Source organism: Pseudomonas sp. 4CAES_32.4 (assembly GCF_058136335.1).
This window is the reverse complement of sequence record NZ_CM176882.1, coordinates 1538858-1558709: the sequence shown is the minus strand read 5'-3', so window position 1 is coordinate 1558709 and position 19852 is coordinate 1538858. Positions and strand designations below refer to the sequence as shown.

Below are 19852 nucleotides of genomic sequence, written 5' to 3'. Positions count from 1 at the left end.
CGTGCGCAGGTGTTTAGCCTGCGCGGAAAATCAGATGATCTTCCCAGTCATCTTCCGGCACGCTGCCCTCGGCGAGCATGCGCCCGGATTGGGAGATCCGCTCATGGTGCACAGCGTCGCGATCACCGCAGACCAAGTGGTGCCACAACGGCAGGTCCTTGCCCTCGCTGACCAGTCGATAACCGCAGGTCGGCGGCAACCATTTGAACTCTTCGGCCTGGCCCGGGGTGAGCTGGATGCAGTCCGGGACAAACTTGAGGCGATTCGGGTAATCACTGCACTGACAGGTTTTCAGGTCCAACAGCTTGCAAGCGATGCGCGTGTAATAAACGCTGTTGTCCTCTTCATCCTCGAGTTTCTGCAGGCAGCACAGACCACAGCCGTCGCACAGCGATTCCCATTCCTCGTGATCCAGTTGATCGAGGGTTTTGCGTATCCAGAACGGTTCGACTTTGGCGACCATGGCTCAAGCATCAACATCAGGTGGTGAAAAGGCCGCCAGTCTAGTGCCCAAGGCGCGGCGGGCCAAGCGCTAGCGACTGCCGGTAAATCGCGCTTGTCAGCCCAATCGCCGCCAAGTAGGGTTTTGCCTCGAATTCACTACTCAACCATAGCCAGGAATCTCTTGATGAGTGCCAACCCTCGCGTTGCCGATTACGCCATTCACCCGCAGTTCACCGACCGTTGGTCGCCACGCGCCTTCACCGGCGAAGCGATTCCGGAGGAAACCCTGCTGAGCTTCTTCGAAGCCGCGCGTTGGGCACCGTCGGCATACAACTCGCAGCCGTGGCGTTTCCTCTACGCGCGTCGCGATACGCCGAACTGGGAGCGTTACTTGGGCCTGCTCAATGAATTCAACCGCAGCTGGGCGCAGCATGCGTCGGCGCTGGTGATCGTGATTTCGAAAACCACCTTCACCGCACCGGGTGCCAGCGAAGAAACGCCGGCGCTGTGGCACACGTTTGATACCGGTTCGGCGTGGGGCCACTTGGCGCTGCAGGCGAGCATCAGCGGCTGGCACACCCACGGCATGGCCGGTTTCGATCAGGATTTGACCCGCAAGGAGCTGAACATTCCTGAAGGTTATGCGCTGCATGCGGCCGTCGCTGTCGGCAAACTGGGCGACAAGGCGACCCTGGCTGAATACCTGCAAGCCCGCGAAGAGCCGAGCCCGCGCCGTCCGCTGAGCGAACTGGCGGCAGAAGGCGATTTCACCCTCTAAGCCAATGCGCAAAACCACTGTGGGAGCTAGCCCTGCTAGCGATGGCGGCGTGTCAGACACCAATGATGTCGACTGACACGCCGCCATCGCCAGCAGGGCTGGCTCCCACAGTTTTTGTGCTGCATTCAGGTGAGTGGTGAATCAATAGCCGCGATTGAAATCCACTTCCCCGCGCAACGCTTCACCCGCTTGATACGCCTTCAGGTTCTCGACAAACAGCTGCACCATCAACGCCGGTGAAGTCGGCGCCGAGCTGTGTCCGGTCAGCAGCAAGCCCCACGCTGTCCAGAACGGATGACGTTGCGGCAACGGTTCCTGACGGCAAACGTCAATCACCGCACCCGCCAGATGCCCTTCCTTCAGCGCCTCGACCAGATCCGCATCCACCACTGCGACACCGCGCCCGGCATTGATGAACAACCCGGTCGGCTTGAATTGCTTGAACAACGCCGCGTCGTAGATATCGTGGGTGTGCTCCGTGTTAGGCAGCAAATTGACCACGTAATCGACCTCGCCGACCAGCCGTGGCAAATCCGCCATCGAACCGACTTCGACAAACGGCGCCTGCTCGCGGGCGCTGCTGGCGATGCCGTACAACTCGACGCCGAACGGTCGCAGGAATTGCGCCACGCTCTGGCCGATGTCACCGGTGCCGACGATCAACACCTTGCGCCCGACCAGGCTCTGGCCGGTGCGGTTGTCCCATTTGCGCTCGACCTGGCTGACCAGCCGCGCCAGCACTTCACGCTCGTGGCCGAGGATGTAAGTGAGGACGTATTCAGCCATGACCTGGCCGAAGATCCCTACCGCGCGGGTCAAGCGGTAATCGCGACGTAAACCATCGGCGAGCAGCGGCGTGATGCCGGCCCAGGTCGATTGCAGCCATTGCGGTTGATGGCCCTGACGCAGCAGGGTCGCCAGCAGATCCGGTTGCCCCAGCCATACCGGGCAGTCAGTCGCCTGACGGGCCAGTTCGGCAGAGTCGCCACTGGTCAGCACTTCGAGTTCCGGCGCTGCCTGACGCAGCAGTCGGGCGTATATCGCGTGGTCGTGTTCGGCAATCAGAACGCGCATCTTCAAACCTTTCGCAAACCGTGCAGAAGGCCGCCGGATTCAGGGCGGCCATCGCGGTAAAAACAGTTTCAGGGTTAACCAAGGCCCAGAACAGGGCCTCGCAGATCAGACCGGATCGTTGCGTCGCAGCAATTCTTCGGGCAAGTGCTCGATGTACTCGTCCTCGGCCGGCGGCATTTGCAGGTGATAGCCCTGCTTGTCGAGATTTTCCAGCACCAGGACGATATCTTCGCTGGCCAGTTTGCGCTCGGGCGAGAGCACCAGATCGAACGAATGCTTTGGTTTGCCGAAGGCCAGCATCAGCGCTTCCGGCACGCGTTCAAGCGCATCACTTTTGAGCACGTAGAGATACATGCCGCTGCGCTTGGAGCTTTGATAGATGGAGCAAATACGTTTCAAGGCTGTTCTCCGGCGGTGGCCAGGCTGTCGAGCAGCTTCTGACCCATGAGTTCGCGGCGCCAGCCACGCAACGACTCAGGCAATTGGTAAGGACCCTCGGGGTAGCCGCTTTTGACCAGGGCTTCGAGGGTTTTCTTGCGCAGCATCAGCTCCGGCGCGATGTCGAGGCGCTCAGCTTCGGCCTGACCGAGGGCGCGCAGTTGTTTGATCAACGTGGCGGCTTCGATCGGCAGCGGCTCCGGCACGGCAGGCGGCCATTGGTCAGGCCCCACACTGCCAGAGCGCTTGATCAGATCAAGCAAAAACTGGCCGTCCTGACGCACGGTACGCGGGTGCATGTCTTCGATTTTACCCAGTGCAGCAATGTTGTCTGGTTGCGTGCGGGCCAACGGCCACAGCGAATGTTCGCGAACGATACGGTTGCGCGGCAGATCGCGGGCGCGGGCTTCGGTTTCACGCCAGGCGCACAGTTCACGCAAGACTGCGAGTTGCGCACGGGAGAGTTTCCACGCCAGTTTGGCCTCGCGGTAAACCTCGTACGGATCGGTTTCGCGGCGCAGGTTGGCGACCAGCTCGGCGCCGTCCTCCAGCACCCAGGCGAATTTGTCGTCGGACAGTTTCGGACGCAGCTGTACGAAAACTTCCGCCAGATGCACGGCATCTTCAGCGGCGTAGCTGATTTGCGTCTCCGATAACGGTCGCTGCAACCAGTCGGAACGGGTTTCGCCCTTCGGCAATTCGATGCCGAGTACATTTTGTACCAGCCGCGAATAGCCCATCGAGAAACCGAGGTTGAGGTAGGCGGCCGCCAGTTGCGTGTCAAACAGCGGCGCCGGCAGGCTGCCGGTCAGGCGCAACAACACTTCGAGGTCTTCGCTGCAGGCGTGCAGGACTTTGAGCACCGCCGGGTTTTCCAGCAACGCGGCCAATGGCTGCCAGGCGTTGATGGTCAGCGGATCGATCAGGTAGGCGCGTTTGCCGTCGCCCACCTGCAACAGGCCGGCAATCGGGTAGAAGGTGTCGACCCGCATGAATTCGGTGTCGAGGGCAACGAACGGCAGCTGCTGCCACTCGGCGCAAAACTGCGCGAGGCTTTCGTTGTCGCGAATCCAGTGAATATCGATGGCCACACGGCTCTCCCTTGAAGAATGGCGCGCAGTATATATCGCCACCGGCGATTTACGCGCCTGCGAAGGGCAAGAGCTGTAACGAAATGTCCTGCCAGAGAGAAAGAATAGTCTGACAGCAGAAACAGACAGGCCTGTCATGCGCTCCTACAGCAGGGTGACGGTCACTCTTTGGCCAGCACGCCGTCGATCACCGCCCCTCGGCAACCGGCAAACATGTCGAGATCCGGTTGATACACCGAACTTTTGACCTCCAGCAGACCAAGCATCGAGTGGAACAGGTTGTCCTGACTCAGCGGTTTGTCACGGCTCATTTGCAGGCAATGGGTATCGACCGAGTAGGACTTCTGATAGCTGTCAGAGAACCACGCCAGCATCGCTACATGCTTTTGTTGCTCCGGCGCCATCATGTAAGGCGTGCCATGCAGGAACAGGTTGTACTCGCCCAGCGACTCGCCGTGGTCCGACAGATACAACATCGCGGTATCGACTTTGTCCTGATTATTGCGCAAGACATCAATCAGGCTCGACAGCACATGGTCGGTGTAGACCAGCGTGTTGTCGTAGCCGTTGACGATACTTTCGCGGCTGCAATTGTTCAGTGCATTACTTTCACAAACCGGCGTGAAGTGCTCGTACTCCTTGGGATAGCGCTTGAAGTATTCCGGGCCGTGACTGCCCATCTGGTGCAGAACCAGCACGGTGTCCTTGTCCAGGTGATCGATAAAGCTTTGCAAACCCTGCAAAAGAATTTCGTCGCGACACTCGCTGTTGGCGCACAGCGTCGGGTCTTTCAAATTACTGACATCTTGCAGCGTGACGCGATCGCAAGTGCCTTTGCAGCCGGATTGGTTGTCGCGCCAAATCACGTCAATACCTGCACGTTTGAGTACATCCAGCAGACCTTCTTCGTTCTTCGCCTTGCTGGCGTCGTAATTCTTGCGACCCATGTTGGAGAACATGCATGGCACCGACACGGCGGTTTCCGTGCCGCAGGAGTGCACGTCGGTAAAAGCGATCAACCCCGTCTCCTTGTCGAGTTGCGGCGTGGTATCACGGTCATAACCGAGGATGCCGAAGTTCTCGGCGCGGGCACTTTCGCCCACCACTAAGACGGTCAGGGATTTGCGTGGTTGGAGTTGCACATCGGGATTGCGCAGTGCGTCTTCACCAATCTTGATGAAGGGTTGCTGGGCCGAGACCACTTGCTCACGCAGGTAACCGACCGAGGCGCCGATGTAATTGCTCGGCACCAACATCAAACGAATTTCATGGTGATTACGAAACAATGAAGACAGGCCTTGATAGTTGGCCAATGCCACACCGCCAATCACCGCTGCCGACGCCACACTCACGATAACTTTACTGAACAACTCGCGGTGCCAGCGGCGGTAGTTGACCGGCATCTTCCAAAGCAACAATGACGGCAAAACACCTAACAATAAAATATAAGCAAACAACTTTAACGACAGCAGATCGCGGACTTCCGTCGCATTGGTTTCGGCAAAGTTACGAAACATCCCCGCATCAATCATCACGCCATATTGGCTCATGAAATAAGCCACGCCGGCGCTGATCATGAATATCAGCATCAAGACCGGTTTAAGCAGCGGACGGAACGCCAGAAACGTCAGCACCATGTTGAAAGCCGCAAAGATCATCACCGCGAAAGCAACGCGCATGGCAATGCGGTTGCCATCGGCAGCGGTGATGTCGAACAGGTGCTGCCAGAGCACGACATTGAAGCCGATCAAAAGAAAGGCGCTGGCAATCAACGTCACCCATTCCGGGCGCACGGCTTTTAACTTCAACATAGAGAAGGGCAATTCCTGAAGAGAACAACCTTGGGCAATTATGAAAATTTCGTTTGTGAAAAAATCATTAACTAAGGCATGACAAACTTTAGGCAGGCAACCATCAATTTTTTGTGAAAAAGACGCCAACGATTAGTTGGATTGCGGGAATGCCGTGAAACTTGCGAAGTATTTGAGAACGGTTCAGCTTTTATTCAGACTTTGACCGCTCCCACAAAGATGGAGTGATATCGAGTTTTTAAATACTGCTCGGGATTTTCTGGTTTGCCCGCCACGAGCAGATCCGCGCCTAATCTCCAGCCCCTCGCTCAAAGGTCTGAAGATGGAAAACTCCCGCGCCACCGCCCGCCCTGCTGTCTGGCTGATGCTTGCCATCGTTCTGGTCGCACTCAACCTGCGCCCTTCAATGGCAGCAGTCGGACCGCTGCTGTCGGCGATTCGCGACGATATCCCCTTGAGTTTCAGCCTCGCGTCACTGCTGACGATGCTGCCGGTGATGGCCATGGGGCTGGCGATGTTTTTCGGCATCGGCATCAGCCGGCGACTGGGCGAACAGCGCACGGTCATGCTGTCGCTGCTGGTGATCGGATTGGCGACCTTATCGCGGCTGTTTATCGATTCTGCCGCCGAGTTGATTGTCAGCGCAGTGCTGGCCGGAATCGGCATCGCACTGATTCAGGCGTTGATGCCAGCGCTGATCAAATCGCGTTTTCCCGACCACACGGCGCTATGCATGGGGCTGTATGTCACGTCGATCATGGGCGGCGCAGCGCTTGCCGCGTCGTTCGCACCGCTGGTGATGGTGCGCACCGGGAATTGGCGCAGCGGTCTGGCCATCTGGGCGGTGCTCGCGTTACTTGCGTTGGTGTTCTGGTGGTCGCAACGCCGCAGGCTGTCGGCGACTGTAGCAACAGCGACAAGGAAAGATTCGTTCTTCAACAATTCCCGCGCCTGGTTACTCGCGATCTTCTTCGGTCTGGGCACGGCGTCCTACACCTGTGTGCTCGCCTGGCTCGCGCCGTACTACGTGGAAAAAGGCTGGAGTGAACAGAACGCCGGACTGTTGTTAGGTTTTCTGACAGCGATGGAGGTAATTTCCGGCCTCGTGGTGCCCGCCATTGCCAATCGCAGCCGCGACCGGCGCTCCGTACTGACGGTGCTACTCGGCCTGATCATCGCTGGTTTCTGCGGGCTGATTCTGAGCCCGCAGCACCTCAGCCTGCTCTGGCCATGCTTGTTGGGTCTGGGCATCGGCGGGCTGTTTCCGATGAGCCTGATCGTTTCGCTGGACCACCTCGACAACCCGCAGCACGCCGGCAGCCTGACCGCGTTCGTGCAAGGTATCGGCTATCTGATCGCCGGTCTGTCACCGCTTCTGGCCGGGTTGATTCGCGACCGTTTGGGCAGCTTCGAATGGGCGTGGTGGTCGCTGACGGCGGTAATGGTAGTCATGGTGCTGATGGTCCGGCGCTTCGATCCCGGGCATTACGCACGACACTTTGGCTCACCTGACTAGAGGCCTCTGGCCATGTTTTAGCGCTTTCACGGACGACGTCGTGTTGCTAAAAGTTTCTGTCCCACAACTGTCCGTGAAATGCCCTACAGGGCTTTGTCCTGGCACCATCGTTCCGTTAGGATCATTCGCACACGTTTGCGCGGATTCAGCGCAAGGAGCACAGCGAGACGGAACGGATGCTGAACAGTAACTTGCTTCGAAAGCTCGACATGCAGGATCTCATGGTGTTTATCGCCGTGTATGAACAAAGCAGCGTCACCGATGTGTCGGAAACGCTATTTGTCAGCCAGTCGACCGTCAGTTACTGCCTGAAAAAACTGCGCACCAGTTTTGAAGACGAGTTGTTCATCAATACGCGCACCGGCATGCGTCCCACCTACAAGGCCAGCAGCATGTACGGCCATGTGCAGAAAATCCTCGAGAGCATCAACCTGTGCCACGCCGGCGCGCCGGCCTTCGATCCGACGCAACAAGCTGTGACGTTCAATATCTGTGCGCCGGAATACTTCGAGCAATTGATCTTGCCGCGCCTGTTGAAGCGCTTCGACTTCGACGATTTACCGGTGATGGTCAACATGCACAAGTTTGAAACCGACGTACGGGCCGATGAGTTGCGCGATGGCAGCCTTGATCTGGTGATCAGCTTCGGGCCCAACTTTCATCGCAACCACACCGATCTCAAGTCACGCATGCTGCTTGAGGACGATCTGGTCTGTGTGTTCGACAAGCGCGCCACGCCGCTGGAGCCGCGTCTGAGCCTGCAGGCGTTCACCGAACGCCGACATGTGTTCCCGACACCATGGACATCCAGCACCAATATGGTCGATGGCTGGCTGGCGCGACAGGCGCAGAAGCGCCAGATCGTCGCGCGTTCGAACAGCTACAGCGCGGCGTTGAAAATGATCACCGGCACCGACTTCATCCTCACCCTGCCCCGGCGCATCCAGCGTTTACTGACCAACGAAGCGGTGTTTAATCATTGTGAGGCGCCGAACGGCTTGCCGGGGTTTACCCTCGACATGCAATGGAGCCAGAACGCCGATCAGGACAGCGCCAACGTCTGGCTGCGCGAGCAAGTGATCAAAGTCTGCAGCGAACTGCAAGACGCCTGAGTCCTACGCGCTGATGGCGGCTTTGCTGTAGGACTCGCGATCGATGTCGACCAATTCGACACACAACTGCACTTCGACGCCGGCCGGCCATTCGCAGAGATCCTGCAACACCGCCAGCAAGCTTTGCGACAGCTGCTTCTTGATCTCCGGCGAACGCCCGCTGAGCAGCGCCAGCTTCACGTAAATGAAGGCGCGCTCGCTCATGGCGGTGCCGACCTTGAAGGTCTCGACCTTGACCGCGCGGCTTTTGATATCAAACTCCGCTGCAAACTGACCGGATCCCACCAACGTATTGTTGAGCCGGATCAACGCGACATCGGCGTTCAACTGCGGCAGGTTGGCGGTGTATTCCATGTGCAGGTGTGGCATCGGGAGGCTCCAGTCAGTCAGCGGAAAGTTCGTACATATACCACAAGAAGCTCAGCGCATTTTTCCCTGTAGGAGCTGTCGAGTGAAACGAGGCTGCGATCTTTTGATCTTGAGATTCAAAGATCAAAAGATCGCAGCGTGCCGCAGCTCCTACAGGTGCGGTGTTGATCAGGATGGAATCACCGGCCGCTCACTCATGAAAGCTTCCAGCCTTGAACGCAACCAACGCTCGGCCGGATCGCTATCGACATGGCTGAGCCAGACCATCGACAGGTCCAGCGTCGGTGTCTTGAACGGAAACGGCTCCTTGAACAGCAACCCGGAAGCCGCCATGGCCGCCGCAGTGTAGTCCGGCAGACTGGCGATCAGGTCGGTGCCGGCCAGCAACGCCGGCAAGGCACTGTATTGCGGCACCGACAGCACCACTTGGCGCGTGCGCCCCAACTCCGCCAGCCACTCGTCCGCGAAACCACTGACATTCGCCGTATGCGAAACCAGCACGTGTGGCCGTGCGCAATATTCATCGAGGGTCAACGGCGTATCGGACGCATCCGCGCGCAGGATGCTCGGCTGAATGTGCCGCAGCAGTTTGCGTTTGGCATTGGCCGGCAGGCCACGGGTCTGACTGATGCCGACAGTAATATCACCAGCGGCGAGCAGATCGGGAATCCGCCAGTAATCGACATGCTGCACAACAAACACTACGTTCGGCGCTTCCTGGCGCAAGGCGCGTAACAGCGGCGGCAGCAAGCCGAACTCGACGTCATCGGACAGACCGATGCGAAAGGTCATGGTGCTGACAGCAGGATCGAAATCGCGGGTCAGGCTCAGCGCCACGGACAAGGAGTCCAGGGCCGGCTTGAGATGGCGGAAGATATCTTCAGCACGCGCGGTCGGCTCCATGCGATGGCCGACGCGGATGAACAGCGGATCGTTGAGCATGGTGCGCAAGCGGTTGAGCGCCGAGCTGATGGTCGGCTGGCCGAGAAACAGTTTCTCCGCCGCCCGGGTCACGTTGCGTTCGAGCATCAACGTCTCGAACACCACCATCAGGTTGATGTCAGCCTTGCGTAGTTCATTGCGATTCATCCATTGCCCCCCAATCCCCTGACTGAAGGGCAGTGTAGAAAGGTCCGCCGACAACGTCTATGCGGACGCAGCTCAGTTGATCGACATTGCCTTCAGGCCGATCGCGAGTTGCCGGCGATCCTGGCCGACGCCCAACTGCTCGGGGCTGATCGCATCGGCGAACTGCAGTTGCACACGCAGCAAACCCTCTTGCGTGATGCGTTGGCGCACAGCCGGAGTGAGCTGCAATTCAAGACTGTTGCCTTCCGGCTTGTCCAGAGTGGTCGCCAGCGCTTCGATGCCGTTGAGCTTGATCACCACGCGCTGACGCAAATGCCCCGGTGCCAGGAACGCCGTGGTCTCAAGATGCAGGGTGCGGGCCGAATCATTCACTCGCATGACCATTTCCGCTTCGGCACCGCTGGACCAAACGCCCCAGATTTCAGCATCCGACCAGCCTCGCGCGAGATAGGCCTTGCCCACAGCGCCATAGCTGAACTGCGCGGCTTCTCCAGAAACGAACTCAGGCACCAGCTGTTGTGGCGTCTGGTCGACGGGTACCTGCACGCATTCACGGCAGTTTTTCCAGCCCGGTGCCAGCACTGTGAATCCGTCGATACGGGTGAACAGATCCGCTTCGGTATTGACGGTCGAAACCGCCTGCAGCAACGCCCGATCACCGAGCAGGTACAACGAATCCGCATCATATTGACCCGAAGCCAACATCGTGCGGCTGTGCTCATCAGCAACCTCCCACTGATCCTTGCCCATCCGTCCCAGATAGACAGCGTCGGTCGGCAGCCCATGTGTTGCAGCGAATGCGGCAACATTCATCCACTCCGGTGACAGGTTCTGAGGAAGGATCCACCGGATCTTCTGATAATGCGCCGCAGCATTTTTCCAGAACGGGTCGACAAAAGGTGTCTTCCATTGCGTGCTTGACTCGACCATCAACTGCTTGCGCACCAAAGACCAGCCGCAGTGCGTGTCCGCGACTTGAACCGTCAGCGCCAGAGCCATCAGCAAGGTTGCCACACGCGGTTTATTGGCGCGTACAACGAGAAAAATGATCAGCAGAATGAACGCATAATAAACCGGCCAGAACATACGTCCCGAGGCTCGAAAGATATTGGCGATGGCTATGATCTTTTCCGGTAAGGGATAGCTGAAATTCGCGCCGGCAAAGGCAATGTTGTTGGAAACCGCAAATACCGTCAGCCCGGCAAGCGCGATCAGCAGTAGCCAGTGTCGACGCAATGACTGCCCCAATCCGGTTTGCCCTTGCAGCCACCCGACCCACCCACAGATGGCCAGCAATAACAGCCCCAGTCCGAGATAACTGAACCCCTCCGTATCCCCCAGACCGCCGGGTAGATCCTTGAGAATGTATGACCAGTGATTGGGACTGAACAGTGTCAACACATTGGCCCGGTACAAGCCAAATCCGTCGGAGATCGCATCGGAGCCATTGACGGAGAAATACCCCACTTGCCAGCAGCAAAAACTCACCAGCGCAAACAACAAAACCAGTTCAACGCCAACTTCGCGCAAGCTCATTCTGGCTTTGAAATGACGGGCGATCAGATCGGCCAGCCAAAGCAGCGCGACCATGGCCAGGAAATACGCATGAATCAACGCGGTGCACGCCAGCAAAGCCCCCCAAGCCAACCGTCGCCGCTGGTCCTCAGGGCGCAAGGCCAGGTATAAGGCGGCCAGAATCAGGAAGTGTCCGGCCAGCGACAAATGTGTCGGCATGCGGATGATCATCGGCGGAGCAAACAAGAAGAGTGCACAACCCAATGCCCGCAAAGTGACGTTGGAGGTGATAAGCCCCAATAACTTCCAGCCAAACCACGCTTGCAGGACAAAACAGGCGAGGAACCAGATTCCGAAATACTGAAATGTCTGCGGAAGCAACGCAGCAAGTGGCTTGAACAACAATGCCAGCAGCGGATTGGAGTCGGAAAAGATCAGGCCGTTGCTCAGCTCAAGTCCGTATGTCGGGTTCAGGCCGACCGGAAACGTCCACGGCGCCTGACGGAAAAACGCCCATCCCAGATAGTGCGTTGCCGGATCGCCCTGCCCCAGCCAGGCAATGTTCTGCGGGTTAAGCGCTCGAGGGCCAACGACGATAAAGAAAGCCAATAAGCCGATCATCAACGGCAAAAGAGTGACAGCCAGGCGCTTTGTGAAATCCTTCATCGATACGTCCAGAAATTATGCAAAACAAAGGTGAAGGCCGGGATAGTCAGTGCCACCGCGACAATCCCCAGCAGATAATTCAACCCGGCCATCTGCGCCGCCCAGGCGACGAACATCGCCAATAGAAAGCCGCACGCCGACACCAACAGAAAACGCAGCAAGGTTTTGCCATGCAACCGAGCCGAGAAACTCCAGGTGGTATTGATCAGATAGGACACGACGGTCGCCACGGCGAACGCCACGCCGTTGGCAATCGGTGGCTGCGGGCTGATGAAGTTGATGAACAGCACCGCGACCAGCGCATGCAAAGCCGTGACAAACAACCCCGTCACGGCAAAGCGCAAACCGCGCTGGATCAGCGCTGATTTTTCGGTTGAGATCACGGTTTTTGCGCCAGCACGAACACACTCAAACCGGCCAGACGGTTCATGCCCATTAACGGCAGTTCCAGGCTGCACAGGGTTTTCAGTGTGCGGTTCACCAGCGGGTGATGACGCTTGAGTTGCGAGCGCGGTGTTTGCGCTTGCGAGCCTTGTGGCAACAGCCGCAACGCTGCTGCAATCGGGAATACCGCACCGAAATAATAGGCGCCACGTTGCAGCGTCAAACCGGCATCGCGGGCCAGTGTTTCGAATTGCGCCAGGGTGTAGCGGCGCTTGTGCTCAAGGAAGTCATCGTGACCGCTCCAGAGGAACTGGAATGCCGGCACCGTCATCAGAAAACGGCTGCCGGACGGCACCTTGTCGACGTACATCCTGAGCAGACCGAGGTCGTCATCAACATGCTCCAGCACATCCATCAGCAGCACCAGATCGGCGTCGAGAGCCTCTATGTCGCGGCGGTAGTGCACCGGTTTGCCAGCGGTCATCGCACTGGAGTCAGCCGGATAACTGATATCGACGCACCACGCCTCCTGCGCATCGCTATGCGTCAGCAGGTGGTGCGAGAAAAATCCGGAACCGGCGCCCACGTCGAGAATTCGCTTGATCGGCGCATCACCCAGCAGCCGCGTGGTGGCCGCCGCTTTGGAGCAGTAATACCAATGCTCATTGATGCTGTCGCCGAGGATGTCGGTTTCCTTGAGATCCATGTTCAGTCCTTCGGGTCGTAGACGCGACGCACCAGAAAAACCGGTCGGCGTTTCGCTTCAATATAGGTGCGGCCCAGGTATTCGCCGAGCACTCCGATGCCGATCAATTGCAAACCTCCGAGAAACGTCACGGCGACCATCAATGAGGCATAGCCGGGTAGATCGATTCCAGAGACAAGCGTGCGTACGACAATGAAAATCGCAAAGGCAAACGACACCAGCGAGACCAGTGCGCCCACGTACGTCCACACTCGCAGCGGTTCGGTACTGAAACTGGTGATGCCTTCCAAAGCGAAGTTCCACAGCCGCCAACCGTTGAACTTGCTCTGCCCGGCCACGCGCTCGGGGCGCTCGTAATCGACGTAAGTGGTGCGGAAGCCGACCCAGGCAAACAGGCCTTTCATGAAACGCCGGGATTCGGGCAAGGTCAGCAACGCATCGACCACGCAGCGATCCATCAGGCGGAAGTCGCCGACATTTTCCGGCAGAGGCTGTTCGGCAATTCTGTTGTGCAGGCGATAGAACCAATGGGCCGACTTCTGTTTGGCCCAGGTGTCGCTGCGGCGGCTGACGCGGTGGCCGAGCACGACTTCATAGCCTTCGCGCCAACGCTCGATCATCTGCAGGATGACTTCCGGCGGATCCTGCAGATCCGCATCGATCGGCACAACGATCTGCCCGGTCGCCATTTGCAAACCGGCGGACAGCGCCGCCTCTTTACCGAAATTGCGGCTCAGATCGACGATACGCAGGCGCGCATCCTGCTGCTGATGCTCAAGCAAAAGCTCAAGCGTGGCATCGGTGCTGCCGTCGTTGACGAATACCACTTCAAGATCGATCAGCGTGTGATTCTGAAAGACTTCATTGATGCGCAGCAGAAACGTTTTGAGGCTGTCTTCTTCGTTAAAAACGGGAACCACCAGCGATAACGTCACCTGCCCGGCCTGTTGCGATCCGTGCTCAGTCAAAGGAGTGCTCTTTTTATAGTGTTTGTTCGGTCATCGAACTATTTCCGATGCCATGAGCCGTCCCGTATTAAGCAGTAGCGTCGCCGGTGTTGCAAGCGTCAGGCGGCGTCATATTGGCCAATCCAGAGGCCTATTGCTGCGCTCTAGCTCGGGGTTCTCGGAAACAATTGCCAACGATTGGATACAAATGTCCGATAGCCAAAAAAGCCTCCTGCGCTAGGCTTGCTTCGAGGCGCCACACAGGCTGTCGCACATAAAAATCGCATGGAGCGAACTGAATGTATTTCGAGATTTACAGGCAATCCAGAGGCACCCCGAGCACAGGCAAAGGGCAATGGCGCTGGAGGCTGAGGGCAGGCAATCACGAGACCATCGCCAGTGGCGAGTCGTACGTGAACAAGGCGGATTGCTTGCATGTGATCGAGTTGATCAAGGCTGTACAGGGGGAGACGCCGGTTAAGGAGATTTGACCGATAGAGTGAATGTCTCGACGAACGGGGTGATGTAACCCTGAGTAAATGCAAAAGCCCCACAAGTTTGTGCCTGTGGGGCTTTTCTATACTCGCTGTGAACGGACATCAACTTCGGTATCCAAGGAGTTATCGCACTGAATACCAAAAAATGACGATGACGCTCACACGTTTCCGCCTGAAAGCAAAAAAGCCCCGTAGCTTCTCAGCTACGGGGCTTTTTCTATGTAATGGCGGAGAGATAGGGATTCGAACCCTAGGTACCGGTGAAGGTACAACGGATTTCGAATCCGTCCCATTCGGCCACTCTGGCATCTCTCCAACGGCGCGCATCATAACAACACTTTTACCGAAAGCAAACCCTGTTTCGAAAATTTGTTCGTGCTATCAGATGCTTGCGTCGATTAAAGCGGTACGCCCAGACGATTGGCGACTTCTTCGTAGGCTTCGATGACGTCACCGAGGCCTTGGCGGAAGCGGTCTTTGTCCATCTTCTTCTTGGTGTCCTTGTCCCACAGACGGCAGCCGTCCGGGCTGAACTCGTCGCCCAGGACGATGGAACCATCGCTGAACACGCCGAATTCAAGTTTGAAGTCGACCAGCAGCAGGCCAGCGTCGTCAAACAATTTGGTCAGGACTTCGTTGACCTTGAGCGACAGTTCTTTCATGCGAACCAGTTGCTCGGCGGTGCCCCAACCGAATGCCACGACGTGGGATTCGTTGATGAACGGGTCGCCTTTGGCGTCGTCCTTGAGGAACAGTTCGAAGGTATAGGGGTTGAGCTTCAAGCCTTCTTCGACACCCAGACGCTTGACCAGGCTACCAGCAGCGTAGTTACGCACGACGCACTCGACCGGGATCATGTCGAGTTTCTTGACCAGCACTTCGTTGTCGGCCAGCAGCTTGTCGAATTGGGTCGGAATGCCGGCCGCTTCGAGTTTCTGCATGATGAAGGCGTTGAACTTGTTGTTGACCATGCCTTTGCGGTCGAGCTGCTCGATGCGCTTGCCGTCGAACGCCGAGGTGTCGTTGCGAAACAGCAGGATCAAGCGGTCAGCGTCGTCGGTCTTGTAAACCGATTTGGCTTTGCCGCGGTAGAGTTCTTCACGTTTTTCCATGATGGGCTCCGCTTGCTAAGTAGGTGGGCTAGGCGATGTGGCGCCAGTCGAGCCCTGAATCTTGATCGGCCAGTTGCAGCCAGTCCGGGTCGCACCCGAGGGTGTCGACAAAACATTGCCGGGCCAGCTGCGGCATGTTGTTCTTGCTGCTCAGATGAGCCAGGACAAGGTGTTGCAAGCCCTGCCAGCCCAACTCGGACACCAGGAAAGCCGCCTGATGGTTGTTCAAATGTCCCAGCTCGCCGCCCACCCGCTGCTTGAGAAAGTACGGGTAGTGCCCACGGGCCAGCATGTCGCGACAATGGTTGGACTCGATCATCAATGCATCGAGGTCCCGATAACCGTCCAGCACCCGCTCGCAGTAGGACCCCAGATCGGTCAGCAGGCCGAAGCGCCGCTGCTCGTGATCACTGAAGACATACTGGGTTGGCTCCTGCGCATCATGGGCCACGGCAATGACCCCGATGTTCAGTGCGCCGATCTGCAGTTGCTCGCCGCCGGCCAGAAAGCCTGCGGGTTCAATCGGTTTGCGCATCCCGCGCAGTGTGCCGCGACTGAGGTAGACCGGTAGATTGTAGCGCCGAGACAGCAAACCCACGCCATGCACGTGGTCGGCATGTTCGTGGGTTACGAGTATCGCGCTCAGTTGCGCCGGGCTCACACCCAGGCGCAACAGGCGTTTTTCGGTTTCCCGCAGGGAAAAACCACAATCCACCAGCACGTACGTATCAGCACTGGCGATCAGCGTGCCGTTCCCTTGGCTACCGCTGCCGAGAACGGCAAAACGCATGGTTGATCAGCCCAGGTTGTCCTGAATCACGCTCAACACTTTGCGTGCCACTTCAGCCGGCGCGACGGTGTTGATGTTTTTCTCGACGGTCACCTGAATGTTCTCGCCAACCTTGCTCAGGCGAACCTGATAACGCTCGGCACGGGCTTCAACTTCTTCCTTGCTCGGCGCACTGCCGAACAGGCTGCTGAAGAAACCAGGCTTGTCGTCTTTCTTCTCGGCTTTTTCGGCCAGGTTGATGTAGTACAGGCCCAGGCTGCGGTTGATGTCTTCAACGCGCCATTCGCCTTGTTCCAGTGCACGGCCAACGCTCGACCAAGCGCGGTCGAGATCGGTACCGACGTTCAACACCGGGTTACCGCTGCCGTCTTCGCTGAGGCTGACGCGGCTCGGCGTATCGAAATCACGCGAGGCCAGCATCGACACCGAACCGCCCTTCTCGGAGATCCGGCTCATGCTCGCGAGCATGTCGTCGACCAGTGCGGCGTCCAGACCAGTGTTGACCGAACGGTTGGTGAACTCGACGTCGGCAGTGCTGCCGGCAGGACGTTCGGCGCTGACCACGTAGATTTCACTGGTATTGCGCTGCACGCCCGGCTCGATCCGCACACGCACGCGGGTTTCGCTGTCGCTGGCGATACCGGCTGCGCTCAGGCGCTTGGCCATGGACGCGGACAGTTCGTCGGAATGCTGCCAGGTGGTGGTGAATTCGCCGGTTTGCGGGCGCTGTTCATCCAGACGGAAACCATTGTCCTGGAAGAACTGCACGGCCACTGGCCAGACTTCAGCCGGTGGATGCTGGGCCACAACCCAACGCGAATCACCGCTCTTCTGCAGCGAGTAATCGCTGGCATCGGCAACCGCCGACAACGGCTGAGGACGCGGAACAATGTATTCGCCCGTAGCGGTGTCATCAGCGACGTTACGCGGGATCGGCAACAGCGGATCCAGACGCTTGGACGTGTTGACATCCGGCGGCAGTTGCATCGGTGCAGTCTGTTGCGCTTGCAGGTAATCGCTACCACGGTCGCGGAAATAACCTTCCGGCCCCCAGACCCATCCGCAGCCACTGGTGCTGGAGATAATCAAGGCAAGTGCGGAAAGTCCGGCCATTCGCTTCATGCGTTGTACTTCCTCAATTAAACCAGGACGCTGCATTGGCGCAGGGCCGAACGCAGCGTTTCATGACAAGGTGTGCTCAGCCAGGTCAGTGGCAGGCGGATGCCTTCGTGCATCAGGCCCATTTCAACCAAAGCCCACTTCACTGGAATCGGGTTGGCTTCGATGAACAGGTCTTTGTGCAGCGGCATCAGTTTTTCGTTGATGGCCCGTGCGGTGTCGGCGTCGCCCTTGAGCGCGGCCTCGCACAGATCGGCCATTTCGCGCGGCGCAACGTTGGCGGTCACGGAGATGTTGCCTTTGCCACCCAGCAGGATCAGCTCGACAGCGGTCGGATCATCGCCGGACAGCACGATGAAGTCCTTGCTGACGCCGTCGATGATCGCTTTGGCGCGTTTCAGATCGCCGGTGGCTTCCTTGATACCGATGATGTTCGGCACGGTGGACAGGCGAATCACGGTCTCGGCCTGCATGTCGCACGACGTGCGGCCCGGAACGTTGTACAGAATCTGCGGAATGTCGACCGCTTCAGCGATGTGCTTGAAGTGCTGGTACAGACCTTCCTGAGTCGGCTTGTTGTAGTACGGAACCACCAGCAGGCAGGCATCGGCGCCGGCTTCTTTGGCATTGCGGGTCAGCTCGACGGCTTCTCGGGTCGAGTTGGCGCCAGTGCCGGCGATGACCGGAATGCGCCCGGCAACCTGTTTGACCACGGCTTTGATGACGGCGATGTGTTCTTCTACATCAAGGGTTGCCGACTCGCCGGTAGTACCGACCGCGACAATGGCATGGGTGCCGTTCTTGAGATGGAAGTCCACGATTTTGCTGAGGCTGTCCCAGTCAAGACGCCCTTGTGCATCCATGGGAGTGACCAGTGCCACCATACTGCCCGCAATCATGAAACCGCTCCTGCCGGAAAAAGAGAGCGGTAATGGTACTGGCGCCAAGATGCTTGCACAAGCGAAGTACTGCGCCGCCGCCATTCCCCTTGGCCGCGCTTTTCGCTACCCTTCAGACTTTGATCGGTACCGATCAGCTTGTACGCCGGGTTCCAGCCTCCCTTTTCGGCCTCCCAGACCCCGTTCCTGCGTCGCATCGACGCGCTCCCGCTATAGTGGAGCGAGCCGCGAGCGCTTGCCGGGTCTCTTTGTACGGACAGCCAGAACAGGCACTCCCGGCGGCCAACGTCCGTAACCTACCGACCGCTCATCGCTTTAGGAATGCTGCATGTCCACCCCCACAGTTCGCGAACAATTCCTTGTCATCAGTGCCCTCGGCGCCAACCCCATGGAGCTGACTAACGTCCTGTGCCGCGCCAGCCATGAAAACCGCTGCGCGGTAGTCACTTCCCGCCTGACCCGCCACGGCGAGTGCAGCGCGCTGATCCTCGAGGTCTCCGGCAGCTGGGACGCCCTCGCCCGCCTGGAGGGCAGCCTGCCAAGCCTCTCCAAGAAGCACGCGTTCACTGTCAACGTAGTGCGCAGCGCGCCGCTGGAGAATCGCCCACAGGCCCTGCCTTATGTGGCTTACGTCAGCTCGGCGTATCGTCCGGACATCATCAATGAACTGTGCCAGTTCTTCATGGACCACAACGTCGAGCTGGAAAACCTGACCTGCGACACCTATCAGGCCCCACAGACCGGCGGCACCATGCTCAACGCCACGTTCACCGTGACCCTGCCGGCCGGCACCCAGATCAGTTGGCTGCGCGACCAGTTCCTCGACTTCTCCGACGCGATGAACCTGGACGCACTGATCGAGCCTTGGCGCCCACAGAACCCAATGTAAGGAAGCTTTCATGGCCGTTGCCATCGACCAACCAGTTGCCGATTTCGAAGCCCCTGCCACCAGCGGGCAGACCGTCAGCCTGTCTGCCCTGAAGGGCAAACAAGTGGTGATCTACTTCTATCCGAAGGACAGCACCCCGGGCTGCACGACTCAGGGTCAGGGCTTCCGTGATCAACATGAAGCGTTCAAGGCTGCCAACACGGAAGTCTTCGGCATTTCACGTGACAGCCTGAAGTCCCATGAGAACTTCAAGGGCAAGCAAGCCTTTCCTTTCGAGTTGATCAGCGACAAGGACGAGGCCGTTTGCCAGCTGTTCGACGTGATCAAGCTGAAGAAGCTGTACGGCAAGGAATACCTGGGCGTTGATCGCAGCACTTTCCTGATCGATAAGGACGGTGTGCTGCGCCAGGAATGGCGTGGTGTGAAGGTGCCAGGGCATGTGGATGCGGTTTTGGCTGCGGCTCAGGATCTGAATAAAGCTTGATGTTTCTCTGGTGTCTTCTCTGATGCCATCGCTGGCAAGCCAGCTCCCACAAGGTTTGTGTGCACCGAAAACTCTGTGGGAGCTGGCTTGCCAGCGATGAGGCCCTCTGCCTCACCGAGAGC

Annotated in this window: 21 protein-coding genes and 1 tRNA gene; 6 read left to right on the top strand and 16 right to left on the bottom strand. The window is 58.2% G+C overall.

Features of this window, described 5'->3' with window-relative positions:
- Positions 1-13: 13 nt before the first annotated feature.
- Complete coding sequence (locus AC3Y64_RS07030) at positions 14-463, bottom strand: YcgN family cysteine cluster protein (RefSeq protein WP_489986923.1); 450 nt, start codon at positions 461-463, stop codon at positions 14-16.
- A gap of 165 nt (positions 464-628) precedes the next feature.
- Here AC3Y64_RS07030 and AC3Y64_RS07025 point away from each other — a divergent pair, with 165 nt between their 5' ends.
- Positions 629-1222: a nitroreductase family protein gene (locus AC3Y64_RS07025; RefSeq protein ID WP_489986922.1), complete on the top strand. Its 594-nt coding sequence runs from the start codon at positions 629-631 to the stop codon at positions 1220-1222.
- A gap of 141 nt (positions 1223-1363) precedes the next feature.
- Here AC3Y64_RS07025 and AC3Y64_RS07020 read toward each other — a convergent pair whose 3' ends face one another.
- From AC3Y64_RS07020 to AC3Y64_RS07005, 4 genes are all read right to left on the bottom strand, one after another.
- Positions 1364-2296: a D-2-hydroxyacid dehydrogenase gene (locus AC3Y64_RS07020; protein WP_489986921.1), complete on the bottom strand. Its 933-nt coding sequence runs from the start codon at positions 2294-2296 to the stop codon at positions 1364-1366.
- Between the two features lie 105 nt (positions 2297-2401).
- Positions 2402-2695 (bottom strand): YcgL domain-containing protein, encoded by a 294-nt coding sequence (locus AC3Y64_RS07015; RefSeq protein ID WP_158954030.1) that lies wholly within the window; start codon positions 2693-2695, stop codon positions 2402-2404.
- Positions 2692-3825, bottom strand: coding sequence for a ribonuclease D (rnd, locus tag AC3Y64_RS07010; RefSeq protein ID WP_489986920.1), 1134 nt, complete (start codon positions 3823-3825; stop codon positions 2692-2694). The genes AC3Y64_RS07015 and rnd overlap by 4 nt, the downstream gene beginning before the upstream one ends.
- A 161-nt stretch (positions 3826-3986) precedes the next feature.
- Positions 3987-5636, bottom strand: a complete 1650-nt coding sequence (locus AC3Y64_RS07005; protein WP_489986919.1) for a phosphoethanolamine transferase — start codon at positions 5634-5636, stop codon at positions 3987-3989.
- A gap of 322 nt (positions 5637-5958) precedes the next feature.
- Between AC3Y64_RS07005 and AC3Y64_RS07000 the strand changes: the two genes are divergently transcribed.
- Positions 5959-7152, top strand: coding sequence for a CynX/NimT family MFS transporter (locus AC3Y64_RS07000; protein WP_489986918.1), 1194 nt, complete (start codon positions 5959-5961; stop codon positions 7150-7152).
- A gap of 176 nt (positions 7153-7328) precedes the next feature.
- Positions 7329-8264, top strand: a complete 936-nt coding sequence (locus tag AC3Y64_RS06995; protein ID WP_489986917.1) for a LysR family transcriptional regulator — start codon at positions 7329-7331, stop codon at positions 8262-8264.
- 3 nt (positions 8265-8267) lie between these two features.
- Here AC3Y64_RS06995 and AC3Y64_RS06990 read toward each other — a convergent pair whose 3' ends face one another.
- From AC3Y64_RS06990 to AC3Y64_RS06965, 6 genes are all read right to left on the bottom strand, one after another.
- The gene (locus tag AC3Y64_RS06990; RefSeq protein ID WP_489986916.1) at positions 8268-8633 is read right to left on the bottom strand and encodes a 5-carboxymethyl-2-hydroxymuconate Delta-isomerase; all 366 of its coding nucleotides are present in this window, start codon (positions 8631-8633) and stop codon (positions 8268-8270) included.
- A 168-nt stretch (positions 8634-8801) separates the two neighbouring features.
- Positions 8802-9722, bottom strand: coding sequence for a LysR substrate-binding domain-containing protein (locus tag AC3Y64_RS06985; protein ID WP_489986915.1), 921 nt, complete (start codon positions 9720-9722; stop codon positions 8802-8804).
- A gap of 72 nt (positions 9723-9794) precedes the next feature.
- Entirely contained in the window at positions 9795-11903 is a 2109-nt protein-coding gene (locus AC3Y64_RS06980; protein WP_489986914.1) for a DUF6311 domain-containing protein, read from the bottom strand.
- Positions 11900-12286, bottom strand: coding sequence for a GtrA family protein (locus AC3Y64_RS06975; protein ID WP_489986913.1), 387 nt, complete (start codon positions 12284-12286; stop codon positions 11900-11902). The genes AC3Y64_RS06980 and AC3Y64_RS06975 overlap by 4 nt, the downstream gene beginning before the upstream one ends.
- The gene (locus AC3Y64_RS06970; RefSeq protein WP_489986912.1) at positions 12283-12993 is read right to left on the bottom strand and encodes a class I SAM-dependent methyltransferase; all 711 of its coding nucleotides are present in this window, start codon (positions 12991-12993) and stop codon (positions 12283-12285) included. The genes AC3Y64_RS06975 and AC3Y64_RS06970 overlap by 4 nt, the downstream gene beginning before the upstream one ends.
- Positions 12994-12995: 2 nt before the next feature.
- Positions 12996-13961: a glycosyltransferase family 2 protein gene (locus AC3Y64_RS06965; RefSeq protein WP_489986911.1), complete on the bottom strand. Its 966-nt coding sequence runs from the start codon at positions 13959-13961 to the stop codon at positions 12996-12998.
- Positions 13962-14239: 278 nt separating this feature from the next.
- Between AC3Y64_RS06965 and AC3Y64_RS06960 the strand changes: the two genes are divergently transcribed.
- Entirely contained in the window at positions 14240-14431 is a 192-nt protein-coding gene (locus tag AC3Y64_RS06960; protein WP_064119674.1) for a YegP family protein, read from the top strand.
- 231 nt (positions 14432-14662) lie between these two features.
- On the opposite strand, the gene AC3Y64_RS06955 is transcribed toward AC3Y64_RS06960, so the two are convergent.
- The 5 genes from AC3Y64_RS06955 to dapA form a co-directional block, all read right to left on the bottom strand.
- Positions 14663-14752 (bottom strand) — tRNA-Ser (locus AC3Y64_RS06955).
- 83 nt (positions 14753-14835) lie between these two features.
- Entirely contained in the window at positions 14836-15549 is a 714-nt protein-coding gene (purC, locus tag AC3Y64_RS06950; protein WP_008077821.1) for a phosphoribosylaminoimidazolesuccinocarboxamide synthase, read from the bottom strand.
- Positions 15550-15577: 28 nt separating this feature from the next.
- Complete coding sequence (locus AC3Y64_RS06945) at positions 15578-16339, bottom strand: MBL fold metallo-hydrolase (RefSeq protein ID WP_489986910.1); 762 nt, start codon at positions 16337-16339, stop codon at positions 15578-15580.
- Positions 16340-16345: 6 nt separating this feature from the next.
- On the bottom strand, positions 16346-17461 hold the full coding sequence (bamC, locus tag AC3Y64_RS06940; RefSeq protein WP_489986909.1) for an NlpB/DapX family lipoprotein: 1116 nt from the start codon (positions 17459-17461) through the stop codon (positions 16346-16348).
- A gap of 17 nt (positions 17462-17478) precedes the next feature.
- A complete protein-coding gene (dapA, locus tag AC3Y64_RS06935) occupies positions 17479-18357 on the bottom strand; it encodes a 4-hydroxy-tetrahydrodipicolinate synthase (protein ID WP_489986908.1) in 879 nt (292 codons plus the stop codon).
- Positions 18358-18685: 328 nt separating this feature from the next.
- Between dapA and AC3Y64_RS06930 the strand changes: the two genes are divergently transcribed.
- Both AC3Y64_RS06930 and AC3Y64_RS06925 read left to right on the top strand, forming a co-directional pair.
- Entirely contained in the window at positions 18686-19246 is a 561-nt protein-coding gene (locus AC3Y64_RS06930; protein WP_008077813.1) for a glycine cleavage system transcriptional repressor, read from the top strand.
- A 10-nt stretch (positions 19247-19256) separates the two neighbouring features.
- Positions 19257-19730, top strand: coding sequence for a peroxiredoxin (locus AC3Y64_RS06925; protein WP_489986907.1), 474 nt, complete (start codon positions 19257-19259; stop codon positions 19728-19730).
- The last annotated feature ends 122 nt before the right edge of the window (positions 19731-19852 follow it).

Bases quoted from the DNA above. Each gene is read 5' to 3' on its own strand.
- AC3Y64_RS07030 (WP_489986923.1), bottom strand. From the start codon at position 463: ATGGTCGCCAAAGTCGAACCGTTCTGGATACGCAAAACCCTCGATCAA.
- AC3Y64_RS07025 (WP_489986922.1), top strand. From the start codon at position 629: ATGAGTGCCAACCCTCGCGTTGCCGATTACGCCATTCACCCGCAGTTC.
- AC3Y64_RS07020 (WP_489986921.1), bottom strand. From the start codon at position 2,296: ATGCGCGTTCTGATTGCCGAACACGACCACGCGATATACGCCCGACTG.
- AC3Y64_RS07005 (WP_489986919.1), bottom strand. From the start codon at position 5,636: ATGTTGAAGTTAAAAGCCGTGCGCCCGGAATGGGTGACGTTGATTGCC.
- AC3Y64_RS07000 (WP_489986918.1), top strand. From the start codon at position 5,959: ATGGAAAACTCCCGCGCCACCGCCCGCCCTGCTGTCTGGCTGATGCTT.
- AC3Y64_RS06995 (WP_489986917.1), top strand. From the start codon at position 7,329: ATGCTGAACAGTAACTTGCTTCGAAAGCTCGACATGCAGGATCTCATG.
- AC3Y64_RS06990 (WP_489986916.1), bottom strand. From the start codon at position 8,633: ATGCCACACCTGCACATGGAATACACCGCCAACCTGCCGCAGTTGAAC.
- AC3Y64_RS06985 (WP_489986915.1), bottom strand. From the start codon at position 9,722: ATGAATCGCAATGAACTACGCAAGGCTGACATCAACCTGATGGTGGTG.
- AC3Y64_RS06980 (WP_489986914.1), bottom strand. From the start codon at position 11,903: ATGAAGGATTTCACAAAGCGCCTGGCTGTCACTCTTTTGCCGTTGATG.
- AC3Y64_RS06970 (WP_489986912.1), bottom strand. From the start codon at position 12,993: ATGGATCTCAAGGAAACCGACATCCTCGGCGACAGCATCAATGAGCAT.
- AC3Y64_RS06960 (WP_064119674.1), top strand. From the start codon at position 14,240: ATGTATTTCGAGATTTACAGGCAATCCAGAGGCACCCCGAGCACAGGC.
- purC (WP_008077821.1), bottom strand. From the start codon at position 15,549: ATGGAAAAACGTGAAGAACTCTACCGCGGCAAAGCCAAATCGGTTTAC.
- AC3Y64_RS06945 (WP_489986910.1), bottom strand. From the start codon at position 16,339: ATGCGTTTTGCCGTTCTCGGCAGCGGTAGCCAAGGGAACGGCACGCTG.
- bamC (WP_489986909.1), bottom strand. From the start codon at position 17,461: ATGAAGCGAATGGCCGGACTTTCCGCACTTGCCTTGATTATCTCCAGC.
- dapA (WP_489986908.1), bottom strand. From the start codon at position 18,357: ATGATTGCGGGCAGTATGGTGGCACTGGTCACTCCCATGGATGCACAA.
- AC3Y64_RS06930 (WP_008077813.1), top strand. From the start codon at position 18,686: ATGTCCACCCCCACAGTTCGCGAACAATTCCTTGTCATCAGTGCCCTC.
- AC3Y64_RS06925 (WP_489986907.1), top strand. From the start codon at position 19,257: ATGGCCGTTGCCATCGACCAACCAGTTGCCGATTTCGAAGCCCCTGCC.